The sequence below is a fragment of the Vibrio phycocola genome (genome assembly GCF_054404255.1).
The window spans coordinates 24,816-43,800 of sequence record NZ_JBTAMQ010000002.1; the positions used below are offsets into that span (position 1 = coordinate 24,816).

At 41.9% G+C, this 18,985-nt stretch carries 14 protein-coding genes; 6 read left to right on the top strand and 8 right to left on the bottom strand.

Features of this window, described 5'->3' with window-relative positions; genetic code table 11:
- Window positions 1-74: 74 nt before the first annotated feature.
- Window positions 75-1,847 carry an aspartate--tRNA ligase gene (aspS, locus tag ACXJY6_RS03715; protein ID WP_458767443.1) on the bottom strand — a complete coding sequence of 591 codons (1,773 nt, stop codon included), beginning with the start codon at window positions 1,845-1,847 and terminating at the stop codon, window positions 75-77.
- A gap of 307 nt (window positions 1,848-2,154) precedes the next feature.
- Between aspS and ACXJY6_RS03720 the strand changes: the two genes are divergently transcribed.
- The 3 genes from ACXJY6_RS03720 (at window position 2,155) to cmoB (ending at window position 4,929) form a co-directional block, all read left to right on the top strand.
- Window positions 2,155-3,069, top strand: coding sequence for a DUF72 domain-containing protein (locus ACXJY6_RS03720; protein WP_458767444.1), 915 nt, complete (start codon window positions 2,155-2,157; stop codon window positions 3,067-3,069).
- A 127-nt stretch (window positions 3,070-3,196) separates the two neighbouring features.
- A complete protein-coding gene (gene cmoA / locus ACXJY6_RS03725) occupies window positions 3,197-3,925 on the top strand; it encodes a carboxy-S-adenosyl-L-methionine synthase CmoA (protein WP_456051948.1) in 729 nt (242 codons plus the stop codon).
- 29 nt (window positions 3,926-3,954) lie between these two features.
- The gene (gene cmoB, locus ACXJY6_RS03730; protein ID WP_458767445.1) at window positions 3,955-4,929 is read left to right on the top strand and encodes a tRNA 5-methoxyuridine(34)/uridine 5-oxyacetic acid(34) synthase CmoB; all 975 of its coding nucleotides are present in this window, start codon (window positions 3,955-3,957) and stop codon (window positions 4,927-4,929) included.
- Window positions 4,930-5,032: 103 nt separating this feature from the next.
- Here cmoB and mukB read toward each other — a convergent pair whose 3' ends face one another.
- From mukB to cmoM, 4 genes are read right to left on the bottom strand one after another with little or no spacing between them, the layout of a single operon-like run.
- On the bottom strand, window positions 5,033-9,484 hold the full coding sequence (gene mukB, locus ACXJY6_RS03735; RefSeq protein ID WP_458767446.1) for a chromosome partition protein MukB: 4,452 nt from the start codon (window positions 9,482-9,484) through the stop codon (window positions 5,033-5,035).
- A complete protein-coding gene (mukE, locus tag ACXJY6_RS03740; protein WP_456051945.1) occupies window positions 9,481-10,221 on the bottom strand; it encodes a chromosome partition protein MukE in 741 nt (246 codons plus the stop codon). The genes mukB and mukE overlap by 4 nt, the downstream gene beginning before the upstream one ends.
- Window positions 10,202-11,539 (bottom strand): chromosome partition protein MukF, encoded by a 1,338-nt coding sequence (mukF, locus tag ACXJY6_RS03745; RefSeq protein ID WP_456051944.1) that lies wholly within the window; start codon window positions 11,537-11,539, stop codon window positions 10,202-10,204. Before mukF ends, mukE begins: the two co-directional genes overlap by 20 nt.
- Window positions 11,540-11,554: 15 nt before the next feature.
- Window positions 11,555-12,334: a tRNA uridine 5-oxyacetic acid(34) methyltransferase CmoM gene (gene cmoM / locus ACXJY6_RS03750; RefSeq protein ID WP_456051943.1), complete on the bottom strand. Its 780-nt coding sequence runs from the start codon at window positions 12,332-12,334 to the stop codon at window positions 11,555-11,557.
- Between the two features lie 115 nt (window positions 12,335-12,449).
- Between cmoM and elyC the strand changes: the two genes are divergently transcribed.
- From elyC to ACXJY6_RS03765, 3 genes are all read left to right on the top strand, one after another.
- Window positions 12,450-13,256: an envelope biogenesis factor ElyC gene (gene elyC, locus ACXJY6_RS03755; protein ID WP_456051942.1), complete on the top strand. Its 807-nt coding sequence runs from the start codon at window positions 12,450-12,452 to the stop codon at window positions 13,254-13,256.
- Between the two features lie 115 nt (window positions 13,257-13,371).
- Window positions 13,372-14,376, top strand: a complete 1,005-nt coding sequence (gene purR, locus ACXJY6_RS03760) for an HTH-type transcriptional repressor PurR (RefSeq protein ID WP_458767447.1) — start codon at window positions 13,372-13,374, stop codon at window positions 14,374-14,376.
- Between the two features lie 180 nt (window positions 14,377-14,556).
- The gene (locus ACXJY6_RS03765) at window positions 14,557-15,147 is read left to right on the top strand and encodes a TfoX/Sxy family DNA transformation protein (protein ID WP_456051940.1); all 591 of its coding nucleotides are present in this window, start codon (window positions 14,557-14,559) and stop codon (window positions 15,145-15,147) included.
- 8 nt (window positions 15,148-15,155) lie between these two features.
- Here ACXJY6_RS03765 and ACXJY6_RS03770 read toward each other — a convergent pair whose 3' ends face one another.
- The 3 genes from ACXJY6_RS03770 to glgC all read right to left on the bottom strand — a co-directional run bounded on the left by ACXJY6_RS03770 (window position 15,156) and on the right by glgC (window position 18,712).
- Entirely contained in the window at window positions 15,156-15,965 is an 810-nt protein-coding gene (locus ACXJY6_RS03770; protein WP_456051939.1) for an alpha/beta fold hydrolase, read from the bottom strand.
- 70 nt (window positions 15,966-16,035) lie between these two features.
- On the bottom strand, window positions 16,036-17,505 hold the full coding sequence (gene glgA / locus ACXJY6_RS03775) for a glycogen synthase GlgA (protein WP_458767448.1): 1,470 nt from the start codon (window positions 17,503-17,505) through the stop codon (window positions 16,036-16,038).
- Window positions 17,495-18,712 (bottom strand): glucose-1-phosphate adenylyltransferase, encoded by a 1,218-nt coding sequence (glgC, locus tag ACXJY6_RS03780; protein WP_456051937.1) that lies wholly within the window; start codon window positions 18,710-18,712, stop codon window positions 17,495-17,497. Before glgC ends, glgA begins: the two co-directional genes overlap by 11 nt.
- Between the last annotated feature and the right edge of the window lie 273 nt (window positions 18,713-18,985).

The following is an 18,985-nucleotide window of genomic DNA, read 5'->3' on the forward strand; positions in this document are numbered from 1 at the left end:
TCATATGTTGTTAATATGAAACTGAAATAAAAAAGGGTGGCCAGATGGTCACCCTTTATAATTTAGCGTAAAGACTATTCTTTACCTTTTGCCGCTGTAACAGTAAGAGCTAACTCCTGCAACGCAGCTTCGTTTGCTTCGCTAGGCGCATCCGTTAACAGACAAGCCGCTGCGGTTGTTTTCGGGAAGGCGATAACATCACGAATATTATCCGTTCCACACAACAGCATAACTAAGCGATCAAGGCCGAAAGCCAACCCCGCGTGCGGTGGAGTACCGTATTTAAGTGCATCCAATAAGAAACCAAATTTCTGACGCTGCTCTTCTTCACTAATACCTAGAGTATCAAAAACCGCTGCTTGCATATCTGCATTATGGATACGAACCGATCCACCACCAACTTCGTAGCCATTGATAACCATGTCATACGCGTTAGAGTTTGCTGAGGCAGGGTTTGCTTTCAACTCTTCTGCTGTAACACCAAGAGGAGAAGTGAATGGGTGATGCATTGCATGCAAGTTCCCTTCACCGTCTTCTTCAAACATAGGGAAGTCAACGACCCAAAGTGGTGTCCACTTAGTTAGATCTGTTAACTCTAGATCATTACCCAGCTTAACTCGCAGTGCACCCATTGCTTCAGCAACAACGTTCGCTTTGTCTGCGCCAAATAAAATAATATCGCCAGATTCAGCACCACTACGTTCTATAATCGCATTGATAATGTCTTCAGTTAGGAATTTTGCAATCGGTGACTGAATGCCTTCAAGACCAGCAGCCTTATCATTAACCTTCATCCACGCAAGACCTTTTGCACCATAAATCGATACAAATTCGCCATAACCATCAATAAGCTTACGCGTCAATGATGCGCCACCAGGAACACGAATTACCGCGACACGTCCCTTCTCGTCATTTGCAGGGCCCGCAAATACTTTAAATTCAACGTCTTTAACTAGGTCAGCCACGTCAACCAACTCTAATGGGTTACGTAGATCTGGCTTGTCGCTACCAAAACGGCGAATTGCTTCACTAAATGGCATTACTGGGAATTCACCCAAGTCAACGTTTAGTAACTCTAACCACATTTCACGGATCATTTTCTCGGTTACAGCGCGAACCTCGTCAGAAGTCATGAATGAGGTTTCGATATCTATTTGGGTAAATTCAGGCTGGCGGTCAGCTCGTAAATCTTCGTCTCGGAAACATTTAACAATCTGATAGTAGCGGTCGAATCCAGACATCATCAACAATTGTTTAAACAGCTGAGGTGACTGTGGCAACGCGTAAAAACTGCCTTTGTGGACTCGACTCGGTACTAGGTAGTCACGTGCGCCTTCTGGCGTCGCTTTCGTCAACACGGGGGTTTCGATATCTAAAAATGAATTGTCATCAAGGAAACGACGAACAAAACTCGATGCTTTAGCGCGCAATTTAATGCGATCGCTCATTTCCAAGCGGCGCAGATCCAAATAACGGTATTTCAGACGTTGCTCTTCTGAGTTTTGCTGATTGAAGTCGAGAGGAAGCGCATCAGAACGGTTGATGATTTCCAAAGATGTCGCCAGAATTTCGACTTCGCCCGTCGTCATATCTTTATTAACTTGGCTATCAGGACGTGCACGCACTTCACCACCAAGTCGAATACAAAATTCATTGCGAAGCTGGTTCGCTATTGGAAAAATATCAACCATGTCTGGATCAACAACAACCTGAACAATCCCTTCACGATCACGCATATCAATAAAAATAAGACCGCCTAAATCACGACGACGGTTAACCCATCCACAGAGTTCGACCGTTTCGCCTACAAGAGACTTGTTCAAATGACCACAATAATGGCTACGCATAGTTACTATCCCAATACAATATTTGACTGATTTTAAACTGCTATCCTCAACAAATGAGCTAACAGGCTACGTTCTGTTTATACGCCGACAACAGCGTTACCAAAAGCGGGCGACGCTCGCAAAATATGGCTACAATCTTCATTCCATGATAAAAATGGCAAAGTTGATTATTATCTAATCGATTTCACCACTAACAAATTAAAACGAATGGAAAATTGTCAAATTGAGGCTGATTATAGCCCTAAATTGCCCCTTTCTTCAAAGCTCAGTAACTAAATAATTTTCGAATAAATGGCTAACGTTAAAAATGACTCATTTGACAACACATAATCCAATTCCATTACGCTTAGGGCTCACCATGTGGTCGCACAACCCTTGGTTAAGATCATTCTATGGAAAAGGAACATCTAACGCTGAGCGGTTGTCAAAATACGCTGAAGTTTTTCATACCGTTGAAGGCAATACCACTTTTTACGCCCTACCGAGTGCACGCACCGTATTGAATTGGCGCGATGCCACACCTGACACGTTCAGATTTACATTCAAATTGCCTAGAACCATAACTCACGAGCGATTACTTAAGGGGTGTCAATCTGAACTAAAGGCGATGTTAAACTTGTTTGAGCCACTGTTCGATAAAATTGGATTATGGACTATTCAACTTCCTGCATCGTTCTCATATCAGGAACTTGAACGATTGAAGAAGTTTGTTACCTTTTTTCCCGACTCCGTTCCCTTAGGCGTAGAAGTTAGGCACTCCTGCTTCTTTGCTAAAGGCGAAGAAGAGCGACACTTTAATCAATTTCTTATTGAACGCGACATTAGTCGTATTATCATGGACAGCCGCCCTGTTTTCAGTCCACAAGCACAAAGAATCAAAACGTCTCTTAATGGAAAAGTCCTTGAAGAGTTACTTGATGCCCAGAGTAATAAACCTCATGTTCCTGTTCATGCGATTGCCACAAGCGATTTTCCTATGGTGCGTTTTATTGGGTTACCCCACCCAGATGACAACTTGGAGTTTTTAACTCCTTGGCTCAACAAAGTGCCACAATGGATTGCTGAAGGTAAGCAACCCTATTTTATGATTCATAGCTCTGACAATGACTTTGCCCCACAGCTCGCATGTAAATTTTATAAACAGTTGGGCGAGCACATTGCGCTACCACCATTAGGAGAATTTCCTGCTTTTAAAGGACCACAGCAAATAAGTATGTTTTAGTCCTTTAGGTTAATGACTTTTAAAGCCCAATCTCATAGAATATCGCGCTTTTCCACATCAACCGTTCGACCCATAAACCACGATATTTGTATAGCTTTTCGCATTACACGTTCGCTGGGAGGTGCATATGACTCCGAAAGACACAATTTATTCAGCTCCGATCAATAAGATGGGTGACTTCACGTTCGATGAGCGTGTTGCCGAAGTGTTTCCCGATATGATTCAGCGTTCTGTACCTGGCTATAGTAATATCATATCCGCCATTGGAATGCTGAGCGAACGCTTTGTTACTCCTGATAGTCAGCTCTATGATTTGGGATGTTCCTTGGGGGCTGCGACACTCTCTATGCGACGACATATCAATAAGCCCGGTTGTAAAATAATCGGAGTCGACAACTCTCATGCCATGGTTGAACGCTGTAAATTACACGTCCAAGCATATCGTTCGGATACACCCGTAGAGATTATTGAAGCGGATATTCTTGATGTTGAGATCAACAACGCCTCTGTTGTCGTGCTTAACTTCACTCTTCAATTTTTATCTCCCGAAGACCGTTTGCATCTGTTGAAGAAAATATATCAAGGTCTCAACCCTGGAGGGATTCTGATTTTATCGGAGAAATATGTATTTTCCGATTCTCAAACCAATAATCTCCTTATCGACCTCCACCATGACTTTAAACGCGCCAATGGTTACAGTGAGCTAGAAATCAGCCAAAAACGTAGCGCAATTGAAAATGTCATGCTTCCTGATTCAATTGAAGATCACAAACAACGTTTTGCCGATATCGGATTTTCTAGCTACGAAGTCTGGTTTCAATGTTTTAACTTTGGCTCAATGTTCGCCATTAAATAACTCTCTAATTCTTAGGACAGTAATCGTTTATGTTTAACTTTGCCAATTTCTATCGACTGCTTGCCACTGATGCATTATTACAACCATGGCTCAATGTTCTACCACAACAATTAACCCAGTGGCAAGAAGCTGGTCATGGTGATATCGACCGTTGGCTAAGAGCGGTAAAGAAACTGCCTGACACCGTACCCGACCACATCGAGTTAGATAGCTCAGTAAAAATATGGAACAACGAATCGCTATCGTCAGGTGAAACTGCAAAGTTAGAGAGCGTTCTAAAAGTACTTCACCCTTGGCGAAAAGGGCCGTACCAACTCCATGATGTGCACATCGATACCGAATGGCGATCAGATTGGAAATGGGACCGTGTATTGCCACATATTACGCCGCTTGAAAACCGCAGAGTACTCGACGTCGGTTGTGGTAATGGTTATCACATGTGGCGGATGCTCGGAGAAGGCGCTCGTTTGTGTGTTGGCATTGATCCTTCGCACCTGTTTTTAGTCCAATTTGAAGCCATCAGAAAGCTCCTTGGTAATGATCAACGTGCCCACCTATTACCAATCGGCATTGAACAGTTACCCAATCTAAATGCCTTTGATACTGTGTTTAGCATGGGCGTGCTCTATCATCGCCGCTCACCGCTCGACCATTTATTGCAACTTCGAAACCAACTGGTTCCTGGCGGAGAACTAATTCTAGAAACCTTGGTTATCGATGGCGATGAAAACGCCGTATTAGTCCCTGTTGACCGATATGCTCAAATGAGAAATGTGTTCTTTTTTCCATCGGCGAAAGCACTTAAGGTTTGGTTGGAACAGAGTGGTTTTGCTGATGTGGTGATTGCTGATGAATCAATTACATCAGTTGATGAACAACGTTCAACTGAGTGGATGACGCACAATTCACTGCCGGATTATCTCGACCCGAATGATCCAACAAAAACCATTGAGGGATACCCTGCGCCACGCCGTGCGATTCTTATTGCCAAGAAGCCCGCTTAAATTCGCATATACGAATAAATAAATGATCGATTAACGTAATGTCAGGCAAGAAAAAGGGAGCAAATTCGCTCCCTTTCATCACCGCAAGTCTACACAAACTTTTCTAAGCTAATTCAGCTTGTGGTTCAGTCGTCGCCGGCTTACCCTGACCAAACCCACGCAAACCAACCACATGAACATGTTCATTGCCATTAAAGACTTTACGCACCAACTTATACGTCGTACCTTTTTCTGGACTAATATTTTCTGGCGCTGCGATTAACAATTGCATATCTAATCGATCACACAATTCAAATAACGTCGCGATAGACTTAGTATCCAATCGTGCCGCTTCGTCCAAGAACAATAAACGACATGGCAACAAGTCTTTGCTGCGCAGACGTCGTGATTCCTCTTCCCAGCTCTGCACCACCATTAGCAATATTGATTGGCCGGTACCAATGGCTTCACCGGTCGATAGTGCACCTGATTCAGCCTGTAACCAACCATCCGTCCCACGATTCACTTCGACGTTAAGCTCTAGATAATTTCGATAATCTAATAACTCTTCGCCCAATACCTGAGGAGAACGTTGGCCCATATCAATGTGTGGATTGACGCGTTGAAACAGTTTTGCCATCGCTTCGGAAAAGGTAAAGCGATTAGTTTCAAACAGATCTTTATGGCTATTCTGTTGATCGGTTAAGCCTGTCAGCAGGGTCTCATGACTCTCACGTACTTTCACGTTCAAACGCACGCCTTTAACTTGACCAAAGTAAACATTTTGCAACCCTTGGTTGAGCATACGTATCCGATTTTGCTCACGCTGAATCGTCTTACGTATGATACTCGCGACCGAATCTGAGCTTATCGCCAAACGAGCTTCGCGATGGGTGAGTTCATCGGTAAGACGCGCTAGTTCCACTTCCATCTCTTCAATGGCTTCGACAGGATCATCGGTTTTAATAATATCCTGGCGAATTCTTTGACGTAGGTGATGGTACACCGCGATATAAAACATCACCTTACGTTCGGGATGATTGTTATCTTCAGACAGGCGTAACGCATCTCGGAGCTCTTCATTATTCGCCACCGCTAGACGTAATGCTCCCAATGCTTTATCGGACATTGAGCGCAAATCATCAGTAGAAAGATAGGCGAGCTCTCTTCGATGTAAACGTCTTTCGACATCATTTTCCTTAGCCAAACGTAACACCTTACACCAGCCAGACTTGCCTTTTACTACCGCAGAGCGAATATCGATGTACTCTTTGCGCATCCGTTTAACACGCTTAGCAGTACTGGTCATTTCTAATTCTGTCGATGTAGTGGTTTTTTCCAACTCACTTTTTCTAGAGCGAGAAACCTGTAGACGTTCATAAAGTTCCGACTTACGTGTCTCGGCTCGCTCCAACGCATTATCATCCGCTTGAATACCGGCTTCGCGCATTTCGAGCTCAAACTCTTGAACCGTTTCAAGTTTCGCCTGGTGAGAGCTTTTCAGTGATACCAGTACCTGATTCAACTCATTCCAACTGAGTTGTGCTTGTTTTGACTCTTCCCGAGCTTGGATTCTTTGAGTTTCAGCATGAGTCAATTTAGCTTTCAATTGCTCGCTCAATTCACCGCTTTTGGACACCATGTCTAACGAGTCTGAATAGCTAAAATAGTGACGTCGTTCTTGCACATCAGATAAAGCAAACAATTGCGACTTGATCAGTTTTAGTTTGGTGTCGGCTTGGTGATAGTTCTCTTCTAATTCAACAAAGCGCTCTGGATCAGATTCCAGTACACCGACAATTGGCATTAGTTTTTCGAGTGCCGATCCGTGCTGATCGATAAATTGTTGGAACTCACGTAAATGCTCAAGCTTTTCACTCACTTCATCAAAGCGATCAAGGATTGAATCATCATCAAGTAAATGAATCGTCGACTGAACTTTATCAATCAGTGCTAATCCCTCTTTCGCGCGCATTGAACGTTGTTTGATTTCATTCTGCTGTTCATTCAGTTGAGCAAGACGACGCGTAACTTGAGCCAATTCTTGGCGAATATTATCCAATGCAGCATCTGGATTAGGTTTAAATGCCACATCGATATGTTGTGCGACAAATTGATTGAACAACTGATATACGCGCTGCAATTTTTGTGCATCAAACGCAGACTTGGCGTACTCTTCAGCCGCTTGATCACGTTCTTCTCGTAAGGTCTCTAATCGTTGTTCGCGAGCAGCTCGTCCGAATAAAGGTAATTCAGGATAACGAGAATAACGCAGTTGCTGCTGGTTTAATGAAACACAGACGGCACCTTCCAGTTCAGTAACACTAAAGCTACTGTCATCAAATGCGTCAGCATCGCCTTCAATCAGATACAAATCGTCTGGACACTCATCAAGCTCTGCGAGTTTCTGCTCGATTCCATCAAGGTCGGTCAAGACAATCGCGTGACGAGCAGGACCATACATCGCACTAAAATAAGGTGCATCGTCTAAGCTGATGTCATCATAAATTTCTGACAACAACACACCACCTAATGTGTCGGCGATGGTTTTTAATCGACTGTCACCGCCACCACCAGGCGCACCCAGTTGAGCAATATCTTTCTCGAGCTGATCGCGACGTTCAGAGAAATGAATCTTATTCTTTGAGTGATGCTGTTCTTTTTCTAACACTTCTTGCATTGCCGACATTACAGCTTGGCTATCTTCGAGCGCATAACCACTTTGTTCACTAAGTTGAGTTAAGGCATCATTGGCCGCAAGCCACTTAGGTGCAATCGCTTCCAAGTCGCTTACTTGAGAGCGGGCATTGTGTTCTTTTAAGCGCTCTTGTTCTGCTTCGTCACGAATCTTGTCGAGTTCAAAGTCAACGCTCTCTAACACTTCTTCATGACGTTCGCGTTCTTGCTCAAGCGCAAGTTCACCGTCGAGTTGCTGTGAGAATACGTTATGATACTGTCGTGTCACGACTTTAACATCATCGATTTGTCGTACTTGTCGTTCGAGATCACGATGAAGAGAGGATAACTGTGCCTTACCTTCAATCGCTCGTTTCGCCACTTGCCATTGCTCAATTTGTACTGCTGCTGCTTGGCGAGCATCTTCTCGAGAAATAGCCCCGACAACGTCTACAATCAATTGATAAGCCAATTCAAAACGTTGGCTTTCAGCGGCTGATATATCAATTTTGTGTTTCGCTGCCAGCACTTCTTGTGTGGTCGATTCTTCTAATAACGAAAGTTGAGCTATCTCTTCTCGTACCTGCTCCAAGGTTAAGTTTGGCTTCTCTAACAGTTGCTGAGCTTGTGCCAAGGCTTGTGTTGCTTGCTGGTATTGTAGAGCACGAGTTTGCTGTGTATCCAAAGCTTGTTGATAGTCTGCCAACTGGCTTTTTAAACTGTCAACTTCGTCGTCAATCACCATCTGCTGCTCTTCACCTATTTCTAAACGGTCTCGAGCTTCATCAACAATCATTAATTGCTCTTCTAAGCGTCCACTCAGCTCTTCTAGATCATCACGATAACGTTCGATTTTTTCTCGCTGACGTAGCGCGTTTTGAACCTGCTGTAGAAAGTCTGACGCTGACTGATAATCTTGCTCAAGCCCAGACTCGAGATCGACTAGGCTGGTTAATTCTTCATTGGCTTGTACAAGTAATTGATTTTGATCGATAAGCGATTTCTGAGCCAAAAATAGATCGTTCCGTATTGCCAGAACTTGGTCGACTTGCTTGCGTCGGTCGTTGGCGTGGCGCATGTAATCCGCTGCGACATAATTTGTCGATTCACTAATTAAGTGCTTAAACAAATCTCGATCAGACTGAGTCGTTTTTATCGCTTCAAGTGTCATACGGTTTTCACGTAATGCTGCTTCCATATCTTGGAATGCTTTTTTGACACCGCCATTTTGAGGCAGCAAATAGTCACGTAGTGAACGCGTTATGGCACTTGAAATACCACCATATAACGACGCTTCAATAAGACGATAGAACTTGCCACGATCGGAACTATTGCGCATTTTTTTTGGTAATACGCCAAACTCGAACATTAAGCTGTGATAATCGACAATGGAATTCAGTGCTTTGAATTGCACGCCTTCCATAGCAAGCGCCGTGTCTTTCACTTCGTTTAAAGGTCTAACACGTGCTTGTTGGTCCGAGATGGTCTCGATTAGAACGTCTGTCGGTTTAATCGCACTCGGTAGCCCTTGTATAATAAATGGTTTGATATCGACTTTCTTATCACGTCCCGCTACTTGTTGAAGCTTAACCGCAAATAACACTCTCTGTTTGCGTGAGTTGACCACATCTAATACCGAATAACACACACCAGCTTGAAGCTTCCCGTAAAGACCTTTATCACGAGATGCTTGAGAGCTACCGGCTTCAGTTGTATTACGGAAGTGAAGTAAACTTTGGTCTGGAATAAGCGCGGTAATGAATGCCGCCATTGTTGTCGATTTACCCGCTCCATTACCACCGGATAACGTTGTCACCAAATTATCTATATCAAAAGTACGAGCGAAAAAACCATTCCAGTTGATCATGGTTAGCGACTGATATTTACCACGTTCAATCATAGTTGTTCCTCTTCTTGTTCGCCTTCTTCACTATCTAATTCAAACTCTTGGTCTTTGGAACTATTCAGTGTTGTATCATTGGTTTTTTCGTCATTGTCAGGGTTCGGCACAATCGCTTCTCCATCGCGAATAAGGCGCATTTGTGCTTCACGTAAATCACCAACACGAACATCAGCCCCAAACCGGAATACTGCTTCGCTGATAATAAATTTCTCACTTTCACCGAGTGTGGTTATCATTCCTAGGCGTTTAAGTCGGCGTAATGATGTTTTCACTTTATCAAACAATTTCTCTCTATCGAGATCACTGCCAGCCGCACGGAGAGAGATCAACCGTAATAACTTTTTCTCATCGGAGAGCGCGAGTAACTCTTCAAACAATTCTTGTTGGGTAAAAATGCCTTCATGAGCTAGACGTTCCGGGCTCAGATATAAATAACACAACACCTTACCAACAAGCATATCGAGCTCGGAGAGAACACTTCGTGAAATTAAAGTCGTTGAACGAGGGCGAAGATAGAAGAAACCTTCCGCCGCTTTCACCAACTCGACATTATAGCGTTGGTAAAATGCTGCCAAATCATGTTCAAAATCGGAAAGAAATGCGTGATTGTCTAAGTCTTCATTTCCAATGTGACGTCCGGCTCGAAGCAAACTGTCTAATGCTGGAAATAGTGGATTAGAAATTGCTTTCGCCAGTTGTTCCGGCATATATTCGTTAGTATCTGTCGATAACATTTGCTTGTACCTTTGCACCGTAATCGTTAATGGCTTGCCAATCAGGCTGTATTGCGCGGTAATCTTGCTCTGAATAACCAAGTCGCACTGCTTGATCAATGACTATACGAGCTAAATCAAAATGTGAAGCGTATGGGTGCGTCGCTAAATAATTTTTCAAAACACTGCCAAGATCGATTGGTCGACCTTCGTCTTTATGAGCCCCTAGTAAGACACCTACATGCTTGGCAATTTCTTGGTTAACTTCTTGGAACTCTTCATACTCTACTTCCATCGGCACAAGTCCTGTGACTTCTGCTTCTCTAAGTACTAAAGCTTCGTCTCGTAAATCGGTTAACCGTTCAGCATCGGCATAAGTTAAATACCAAGGAGTGTCAAAATATGTCTGAACTGAGTCGCGCAATCGCTGACTGAACGCTCGATTTTGGTCCATATCAATTGCGGTACGAATAAACTTATGTACATGACGATCATAACCAATCCATAAATCAATCGCTTGCTGTCCCCAACTGGTGATGCGATCTAACTTCTGTTGCAATTGATATAACACTTCATCAATAAATTGAAGATCAGATTCACCGTAAGTTAACTCTTGGATATCGAGTATCTGGGCTTGTAGCTCATCTCCTACCGCTTGCAACGTATCTTGTAATTCACGCAACGTCGTCGAGGTTTCCGTAAGTAGCTGTTCACAGTTGTTAATCGCTTCACGCCAATCTTTATTCAATAGATCTGCAATTTGGTCTTTCACATCTTGTTGTTGGTCATCCATTGCACGTTGGTTGAGATCGATTTGATCAAATATCTCACCGACGGAATACTTTAAAATCGCAAAAACGGATTTATACCAATGGCTTGTATCACCACCGTCTTCGGCTGCTTCTTTTGCACGAGCCATCTCGCTCGCAACCATAGAGAGTTGAATTGAAAGCTTTAACTTCGAAAATTCCCGATGACGAACATAATATTCGGTGATACCTAATGCCAAATGAGAAAGACGATAAATACTTGCGCCATCATTAATAGAGCTCGTAAATCGACGTAGCAGACGTTGATTGACAAGATCATTAATCGCATTATTTGCACGGAAACTCGATGCTTCACCCGTTTCACTGAATGAATCGGTTGCGATAGCAAATACATCGTGCAATTCAGCCTCACCTAACTCTTCATCAAACCGCTCATTGCTCAATACCGCAATAGAAATTAGAAAGGCGAGTCGTTCCGTCGATAGATCCAGCATAAAGTCATGCTGTTTGATCCACCCGACCAATTCACTTAACGTCTGTGTATCGGAATCGTGATTCAAATCACTCATCTTTTATCGTAACCCTTAATTTTTTCGCGCCCAGACATGAATGTAACGCCCCATTGAAAGATAAGGCTCTTCACGACATAAACGACGTTCTAGATTGAGTACATCTTCTGACGTGTACTCACCCATATGTTGTTGGTTTCCAATGTAATCACTGAAACACCGAATTCCACTTTTTCCCACAACCTGACAATCGCTGTCTTCAATCCAGCGGTAAACATCACTTGGAATGAGTCCTTTTTGTGGTTGTAATTTAAAACGTTTCTTAAATGGCATTCCATTCAACACGTGAGGAATATTGCCACAAACAACATTCTTGTAAACCAAGCCATGGTGGTTATAAAACATAATCGACACGACGCCACCAGGTTTTAAATGCTGCAATAGTTCTCTTAATACCGTTTGTGGATCTGCTAACCATTCCATTACGGCATGAAACAAAATCAGATCAACCGGAGTATCTAAATGTCGGCTTAGTCTCTGAATAGGAGAATGCACAAAGCGATACTGAGGAAGCAATTGGTTTTTTTCAATCTCCACTTTTGCTAATTCGAGCATTTCACAAGAGAGATCACATAATGTCACTAAATGATTGTTTTTTGCCAACTTTTGTGAAAGTTGTGCCAAACCACCACCTGCGTCTAAAATATGCAGCGGCATTAATTTATCTGGAAATATTGATAAAATTCGTTCAATATCTTCCCAAACAATCTGCTGTCGTATGTCTCCTTTGTCAGAGCCATATATGTTTTTCGCAAATTTGTGTGCAATATCGTCGAAATTACGATCTTCTGTCACGGTAGCTTAAGGTATGATTGGAATACGTGCGGCTATTCTCGCATAGGGACGGTGATTATAAAGAGGAATCTGTTATTTTCATCCTATTTGCTGTTTTTTCGGACAACTGACTTTTATGTTTGAATTAAAAAAGATAATTGCTTCCTTGTTAATGCCTCTGCCCGCAATGCTGATCATTGGCTTTATTGGGCTAATGTTGATTATGTTCACAACCAAAAGGCGCACAGGTTGTTGGTTCGTCCTCTTTTCATTTACGATAATTTTTCTCGCCGCATTCCAACCCGTTTCTAGCCGTTTACTTCTTCCTCTTGAACGCCAATACTCCGCTTTCTTACCTATAGAAGGGCATATTGATTATGTGATGGTGTTAGGCAGTGGTCACGTTGTAGACGATGATCTACCACCAACCTCAGAATTAAGTCGAGCGGGATTAATGAGGTTAACCGAAGGAATTCGTATCATGCGCATGTATCCAGGCTCAAAACTAATCTTATCTGGATACAATGCAGAAACGGAAGTCAGCCACGCAAGAATGCTCGCCAAAGTTGCGCTCGCATTGGGTGTGGTTAAGTCAGATATTGTGTTGCTAGAAGCTGCAAAAAATACACATGAAGAAGCATTCCAAGCCGCTCGCTTTATTGAAGAAAAGAAGCTAGTTGTTGTTACTTCTGCAAGTCATATGCGTCGCGCTATTGTCGAGTTTCACAGTGCTCGGGTTTTCCCAATTCCGGCCCCAACAAATTTTTTAGCCCAGCGAGACATAAAACAAGCGTGGGAAAAATATCTACCTAGAGCACGCTACTTGGAACAAACAGAACGGTATTGGTATGAAACGTTAGGCCTTCTTTGGCATTATGTAAACCAATGGATAGAAAGTGAAAAACAACCTCAAACCGAACAATCTGTAAGTTCATTTTCATAGCTCAACATAAATAACATTTTATTCATCTAATTGATTCAATTAATATAGGCCTAGATTCGTTATATTTAATGTAATTAATTCTTGGTCTTAGAGTTAAATTATCTCAGGAATAATAATGTCAACAATTAAAGATGTAGCTCGATTAGCTGGCGTATCAACCACAACCGTTTCTCACGTAATCAATAAAACGCGTTTTGTTGCTGAAGCGACACAAGAGAAAGTGAATACGGCAGTTAAAGAGTTGAAATACTCACCAAGTGCCGTTGCTCGAAGCCTCAAATGTAACTCAACTCAAACAATTGGGATGCTAGTCACTCAATCGACCAACCCATTTTTTTCTGAAGTTATCGATGGAGTCGAAAATTACTGCTACCGTCAAGGCTATACATTAATCCTATGTAACACAGGTGGGATATACGAAAAGCAACGCGACTACATTCGTATGTTGGCTGAAAAACGTGTCGATGGGATCTTAGTCATGTGTTCTGACCTCACGGAAGAGCTCTTAGTGATGCTCGACAGCTACAGTGAGGTTCCTAAAGTAATCATGGACTGGGGGCCAGAGAGCTCACAATCAGATAAAATTATTGATAATTCGGAAGAAGGTGGATACTTAGCAACCCGTTATTTGATTAAACATGGTCATAGAGACATCGCATGTCTTAGTGGACACTTAAATAAAGCCGCCTGTAAAGAGCGTATTATAGGCTTTCGCCGCGCAATGAACGAAGCCAATCTTGCGATTAATGAAGACTGGATTCTAGAAGGCAACTTTGAATGTGACACCGCTGTTTTAGCCGCCGACAGCATTATTGCAATGGATACTAAACCCACCGCGGTTTTTTGTTTTAACGATACAATGGCATTAGGTCTAATGAGCCGATTACAGCAAAAAGGAATTCGAATACCCGAAGACATTTCAGTAATTGGTTATGACAATATTGAAATCTCTGAATACTTTTCTCCACCGTTAACCACAATTCATCAGCCTAAACGTCGCGTCGGAAAAAATGCGTTTGAAATCTTACTCCAGCGTATAAAAAACAAGCAACATGAACGACGCGTTTTCGAAATGCATCCAGAAATTGTTGAACGCTTTTCAGTAAAGAAACTTGACTAAGTGTATTAAAGATAAGAAATAAATAATTTTCTCATCTCTTGATATTTATTCTTATATTCAATATTGCTCTATCCCATTCTATGAACTAAAATCACATTATTACTTGGTCAAACTATAATCAAAAAGCCTTGTAAAAGCTCAACACAATACTCAGAAGCTAGGAATATAGAAGATTGCGATATGGATAAACCAATACTGAAAGATTCGATGCACCTTTTTGAGACTCTCGGCTCAATCACTTCTCGCTCCATGTTTGGTGGTTTTGGAATATTTGCTAACGGCGTTATGTTTGCTCTTGTTGTACAGAACAGACTCCATATTAGAGCAGATAAGTTAACACTAGACGATTTTAAATCTCGAGGGTATAAGCCATACTCTTATGCAAAACGCGGTTTCCCAGTCGTCACTAAATATTACGCCCTCGACGATAATTGTTGGAATAACCCTGAAGACGTATTTACACTCGGCAAAAATGCTTTTGACTTTGCCATCAGCGAAAAGCAGACTCAATTAACAAAAAAGCCACAACGGATAAAAGACCTACCCAATTTACGTCTGACCACAGAAAGGATGTTAAAAAAGGCTGGCATTAATTCTGTAGAAGACCTCATCACCGAAGGCGCATTAAATGCTTATAAAGCTATCAAAGAGTCGCATGCTAGCTCTTCTATATCTTTAGAGCTACTGTGGTCACTAGAAGGGGCGATAGAAGGCAAACATTGGTCAGTTATCCCTCAATCGCGTCGCGATGAACTGCTAAACAAACTATAGACTTGAAACTACGCACCATACTTTTGTTGGTGCTTTTTTATAAACCCTATTGAGTGCGTGTTGAAGAGCTCTGGTGATTCAACATTGCACACATGGCCGCAATTAGGTATCAAGCGTAATTCACTTAACGAGTGCCCAGCAACCATCTCTCTCACGGGTTGAATAAACATATAATCTAACTCCCCCATCACATATAGCGTAGGAATAGCGGCTTCTCTCTCACGAAAATAGCGCATTAAAGGATTCACTTCCGCTGTTAAGGTAAACCAACGTTTAAATTCTTTTTGACACAACTTTGTTGCTTCTCGTGCAAATAAGTTACGTGACTCTTTTTGAGCGACTTGAGGCATAATTATGTAGCCAAATAAACGATACAACCACATGTACGGAATGATATGTTTACTCGCATGGCCTATAGAGACTAATATTTGTGAGCGCGTATCAAATCGAGTAATAGCACCACCTAATATCATAGTATTTACGCGGCTTTCAGCCAGTTCTGCAATTGTACGTACTATAATGGTTCCCAAAGACATACCTACAAAGTGCGCACGTTCAATATCCAAATGATCGAGTACTTTAATGACATCTTTACTTACAGATTTAAAAGTATACTTATCATGAAGCCAGTCTTTGAATAGTTGATTAGAGCGGCCATGGCCACGGAGATCTATCAGTAGTAAATTAAAGTGCTTTTTATATTCTTTGATCTGCTTAAACCAGATCGACGAACTCCCACCCGCACCATGAATGAACACAACCCATTCTTCAGATGTGGAGTGAGGATAAACCTTATGAAAAAGAATATCGTTCGACATTTACTCAACTTTTCGCAATATATTTAATTAAACATTAACACAAAAAAAGCGCCGAAGCGCTTTTTATCTATTATAGATTTTGTAACGCTTTATGGTACATCTTTATATATTCATGTGCAGATTCATGCCAACTGAAATCTTTACGCATCGCTCTCTGCTGCATCTCCAAAAAGGTGCTAGGTTGCTGAAGATAAACCAATAGCGCTCTCTGCATGCTAATTAAAAGTGCTTCAGGGGAAGGATCGATAAAACCAAAACCGGTCGCATTATCCGAATCTTTATCATAATCGATAACGGTATCTTTCAGACCACCAACTTCTCGAACAATGGGTAGTGTTCCATAAGCCATACTGTAGATTTGATTCAATCCGCACGCCTCAAATTCTGATGGCATAACAAAGAAATCAGATGCAGCTTCAACGAGATGAGCAAATCGATTGCTATAAGCATCAACAAACATAAATTTTTGCGGATACTTAGAAACCAATTGATGTAATGTATTTGCGACATCTGGTTCCCCCGTACCAACAATAATAAATTGAACATCATTACGTAAAAATTGCTCTAGAATGGGAAGTAGATAATGAAAGCCTTTTTGATGAGTCAATCGACAAACCATGCCGAATAATGGCACATCACGAACAGGGAGACGCAACTCCTCTTGTAAAGTACTCTTAGATTCCGCCTTACCTTGTTGCAACGACTCAGTTTCACAATCGTAATTTAAAGGTAAGAATTCATCTGTTTTTGGATTCCACTCAGAATAATCACAACCATTCACGATCCCATATAAGTCCTTAGTACGGTGAACAAAGTCATCGACTAACCCATGAGCACCGAGTGGTGTGAGCAACTCTGCCGCGTAATTGGGACTAACAGCATTCACTTTGTCCGCATAAGTAATACCGGCACGGAGCATACTGACGTGACCATTTCCGTACTCCAAATGATGCATACCTGAAGTATGGAGCTCAGGGATTACCCCAAGTTCGTCATAGGAATAAATACCCTTAAAAATAGCATTATGGACCGTTAATACACTCTTAATATCTTGGTAATAAGGGTCAGCGTTATAACGAGTCTTAAGTAGAAATGGAACTAAGCCAGTGTGCCAATCATTCGCATGTACAACATCAGGTTTAATGTTTAATTTCGGAAGTACATCCAAGCAAGCAGCACTAAAAAACCCAAAACGTTCACCATTATCCGAGTACGCATTATTATGCTCAGCGTACAACTCTGGACGGTCAAAGTAGTGGTCACAATCAATATAGTAAACTTCAACGCCATCAAGCTCTGAGCATCTGACTTGATACTCAGTATGAGGCCAATGACTTAAACTACTCTTAAGTATGATCTCGCAGTCGAGACGTCCTGGTGCCAGTCGGTAGCCTGGCAACACTATTCTAACCGTATGGCCGATATCCTGAAGCGCTTTCGGCAGAGCTTTGGCGACATCGGCCAAACCTCCACTTTTTACAATACCTTGAGCTTCGGAAACAGCAAACCAGACATCTATCTTATCTTTATTAAAATCCAATTTTAGTTCCTTTGGCAATAACCACTATACCTGAGTCAGATACATGGAAACGTTGGCGATCGAGCTCTATATCTTCGCCGATAACAGTCCCAGGTGCAATCTCTACATCTTTATCAATAATAGCTCGTTTAATCGTACACGAGGCGCCAATCTTTACATCACCAAGAATAATTGATTCACTAATATATGAACCCGCCCCCACATTAGTGCGGAAACCAAGCACAGATTTATAAACTTTTGCACCCTGCAAGTAGCTACCGCCCGCGACTAGACTATCAGTAATTTTAACTTTTCTTTCTTGTGCATCAATAAATGTGGCAGGTGGCAGTGGTGGGTAAAATGTATGTAGTGGCCAATTTCGGTTGTACAGAGAAAATTGAGGATCTTGTTCTAGTAAATCCATGTGGGCAGCCCAATATGATTCAATCGTACCGACATCGCGCCAATAGGTCGATTCAGGTTCTCCCTTTATCTTATTGGTGGAATAATCATAAACAAACACTCCCCCGTCAGGGTAAAGCTTTGGAATGATATCTTTACCGAAATCGTGACTTGAGCTTTCAAGTTCCGCATCAACACGTAATTCTTTAGAAAGAGTATCGGCTTCAAATATATAGTTACCCATAGAAACAAGCGCCCACTCAGGCTCACCAGGAATGGATTTAGGTTGCTCGGGCTTTTCTTCAAACCCAATCATTCGTCCTTCATTATCCACTTCAATAACACCAAATGAAGTCGCTTCTGACAAGGGCATTCTTATCGCCGAAACCGTTAACTTCGCATCGACACGCTTATGGAAGTCTAACATCTGACGTACATCCATTTTATAAACGTGATCAGAGCCAAAAATGCAAACGTGCTCTGGAGAGGCGGATTCTACAAATCGAATATTTTGATATATTGCGTCAGCGGTCCCTTCGTACCAACGTTTTCCATCGCGCATTTGCGCTGGAATAACATCAATAAAGCGGTCGGTAATACCCGAAACATTCCACCCTTTTCTCAAATGTACATTGAGTGATTGAGATTTAAACTGAGTTAAAATATAGATACGCATTAAATCAGCATTTACAAAGTTATTTAATGCAAAGTCAATTAATCGATAACTACCGCCAAACGGCACTGCTGGTTTAGTTCTACTTTCCGTTAAAGGCCGTAATCTCGAACCTTCTCCTCCCGCCAAAATCATACATAATACGCCAGCCATAATTTAACTCCATCTACTTATAGTCGAAATAATGTCACTTCGCTCTTATGACATTTTTGTTCTATCAACATCAAATGCAACCCGTTGTTTATAGTTAACGAATTATAATTAGATTACAACGAGAACGGTGTGAAGTTAGGAATCAGCTCAAATTCAAAACACGAGGAATTTGTGGCATGTCACAAAAGACAAACTAACTAACGATAGAAGTCATAATGAAATTGTGTAATTAACATACAAATGTAATTCCAAGCATGACGCAATAAAAAAGGC

Bases quoted from the DNA above. Each gene is read 5' to 3' on its own strand.
- aspS (WP_458767443.1), bottom strand. From the start codon at position 1,847: ATGCGTAGCCATTATTGTGGTCATTTGAACAAGTCTCTTGTAGGCGAA.
- ACXJY6_RS03720 (WP_458767444.1), top strand. From the start codon at position 2,155: ATGACTCATTTGACAACACATAATCCAATTCCATTACGCTTAGGGCTC.
- cmoA (WP_456051948.1), top strand. From the start codon at position 3,197: ATGACTCCGAAAGACACAATTTATTCAGCTCCGATCAATAAGATGGGT.
- cmoB (WP_458767445.1), top strand. From the start codon at position 3,955: ATGTTTAACTTTGCCAATTTCTATCGACTGCTTGCCACTGATGCATTA.
- mukB (WP_458767446.1), bottom strand. From the start codon at position 9,484: ATGATTGAACGTGGTAAATATCAGTCGCTAACCATGATCAACTGGAAT.
- mukE (WP_456051945.1), bottom strand. From the start codon at position 10,221: ATGTTATCGACAGATACTAACGAATATATGCCGGAACAACTGGCGAAA.
- mukF (WP_456051944.1), bottom strand. From the start codon at position 11,539: ATGAGTGATTTGAATCACGATTCCGATACACAGACGTTAAGTGAATTG.
- elyC (WP_456051942.1), top strand. From the start codon at position 12,450: ATGTTTGAATTAAAAAAGATAATTGCTTCCTTGTTAATGCCTCTGCCC.
- purR (WP_458767447.1), top strand. From the start codon at position 13,372: ATGTCAACAATTAAAGATGTAGCTCGATTAGCTGGCGTATCAACCACA.
- ACXJY6_RS03765 (WP_456051940.1), top strand. From the start codon at position 14,557: ATGGATAAACCAATACTGAAAGATTCGATGCACCTTTTTGAGACTCTC.
- ACXJY6_RS03770 (WP_456051939.1), bottom strand. From the start codon at position 15,965: ATGTCGAACGATATTCTTTTTCATAAGGTTTATCCTCACTCCACATCT.
- glgC (WP_456051937.1), bottom strand. From the start codon at position 18,712: ATGGCTGGCGTATTATGTATGATTTTGGCGGGAGGAGAAGGTTCGAGA.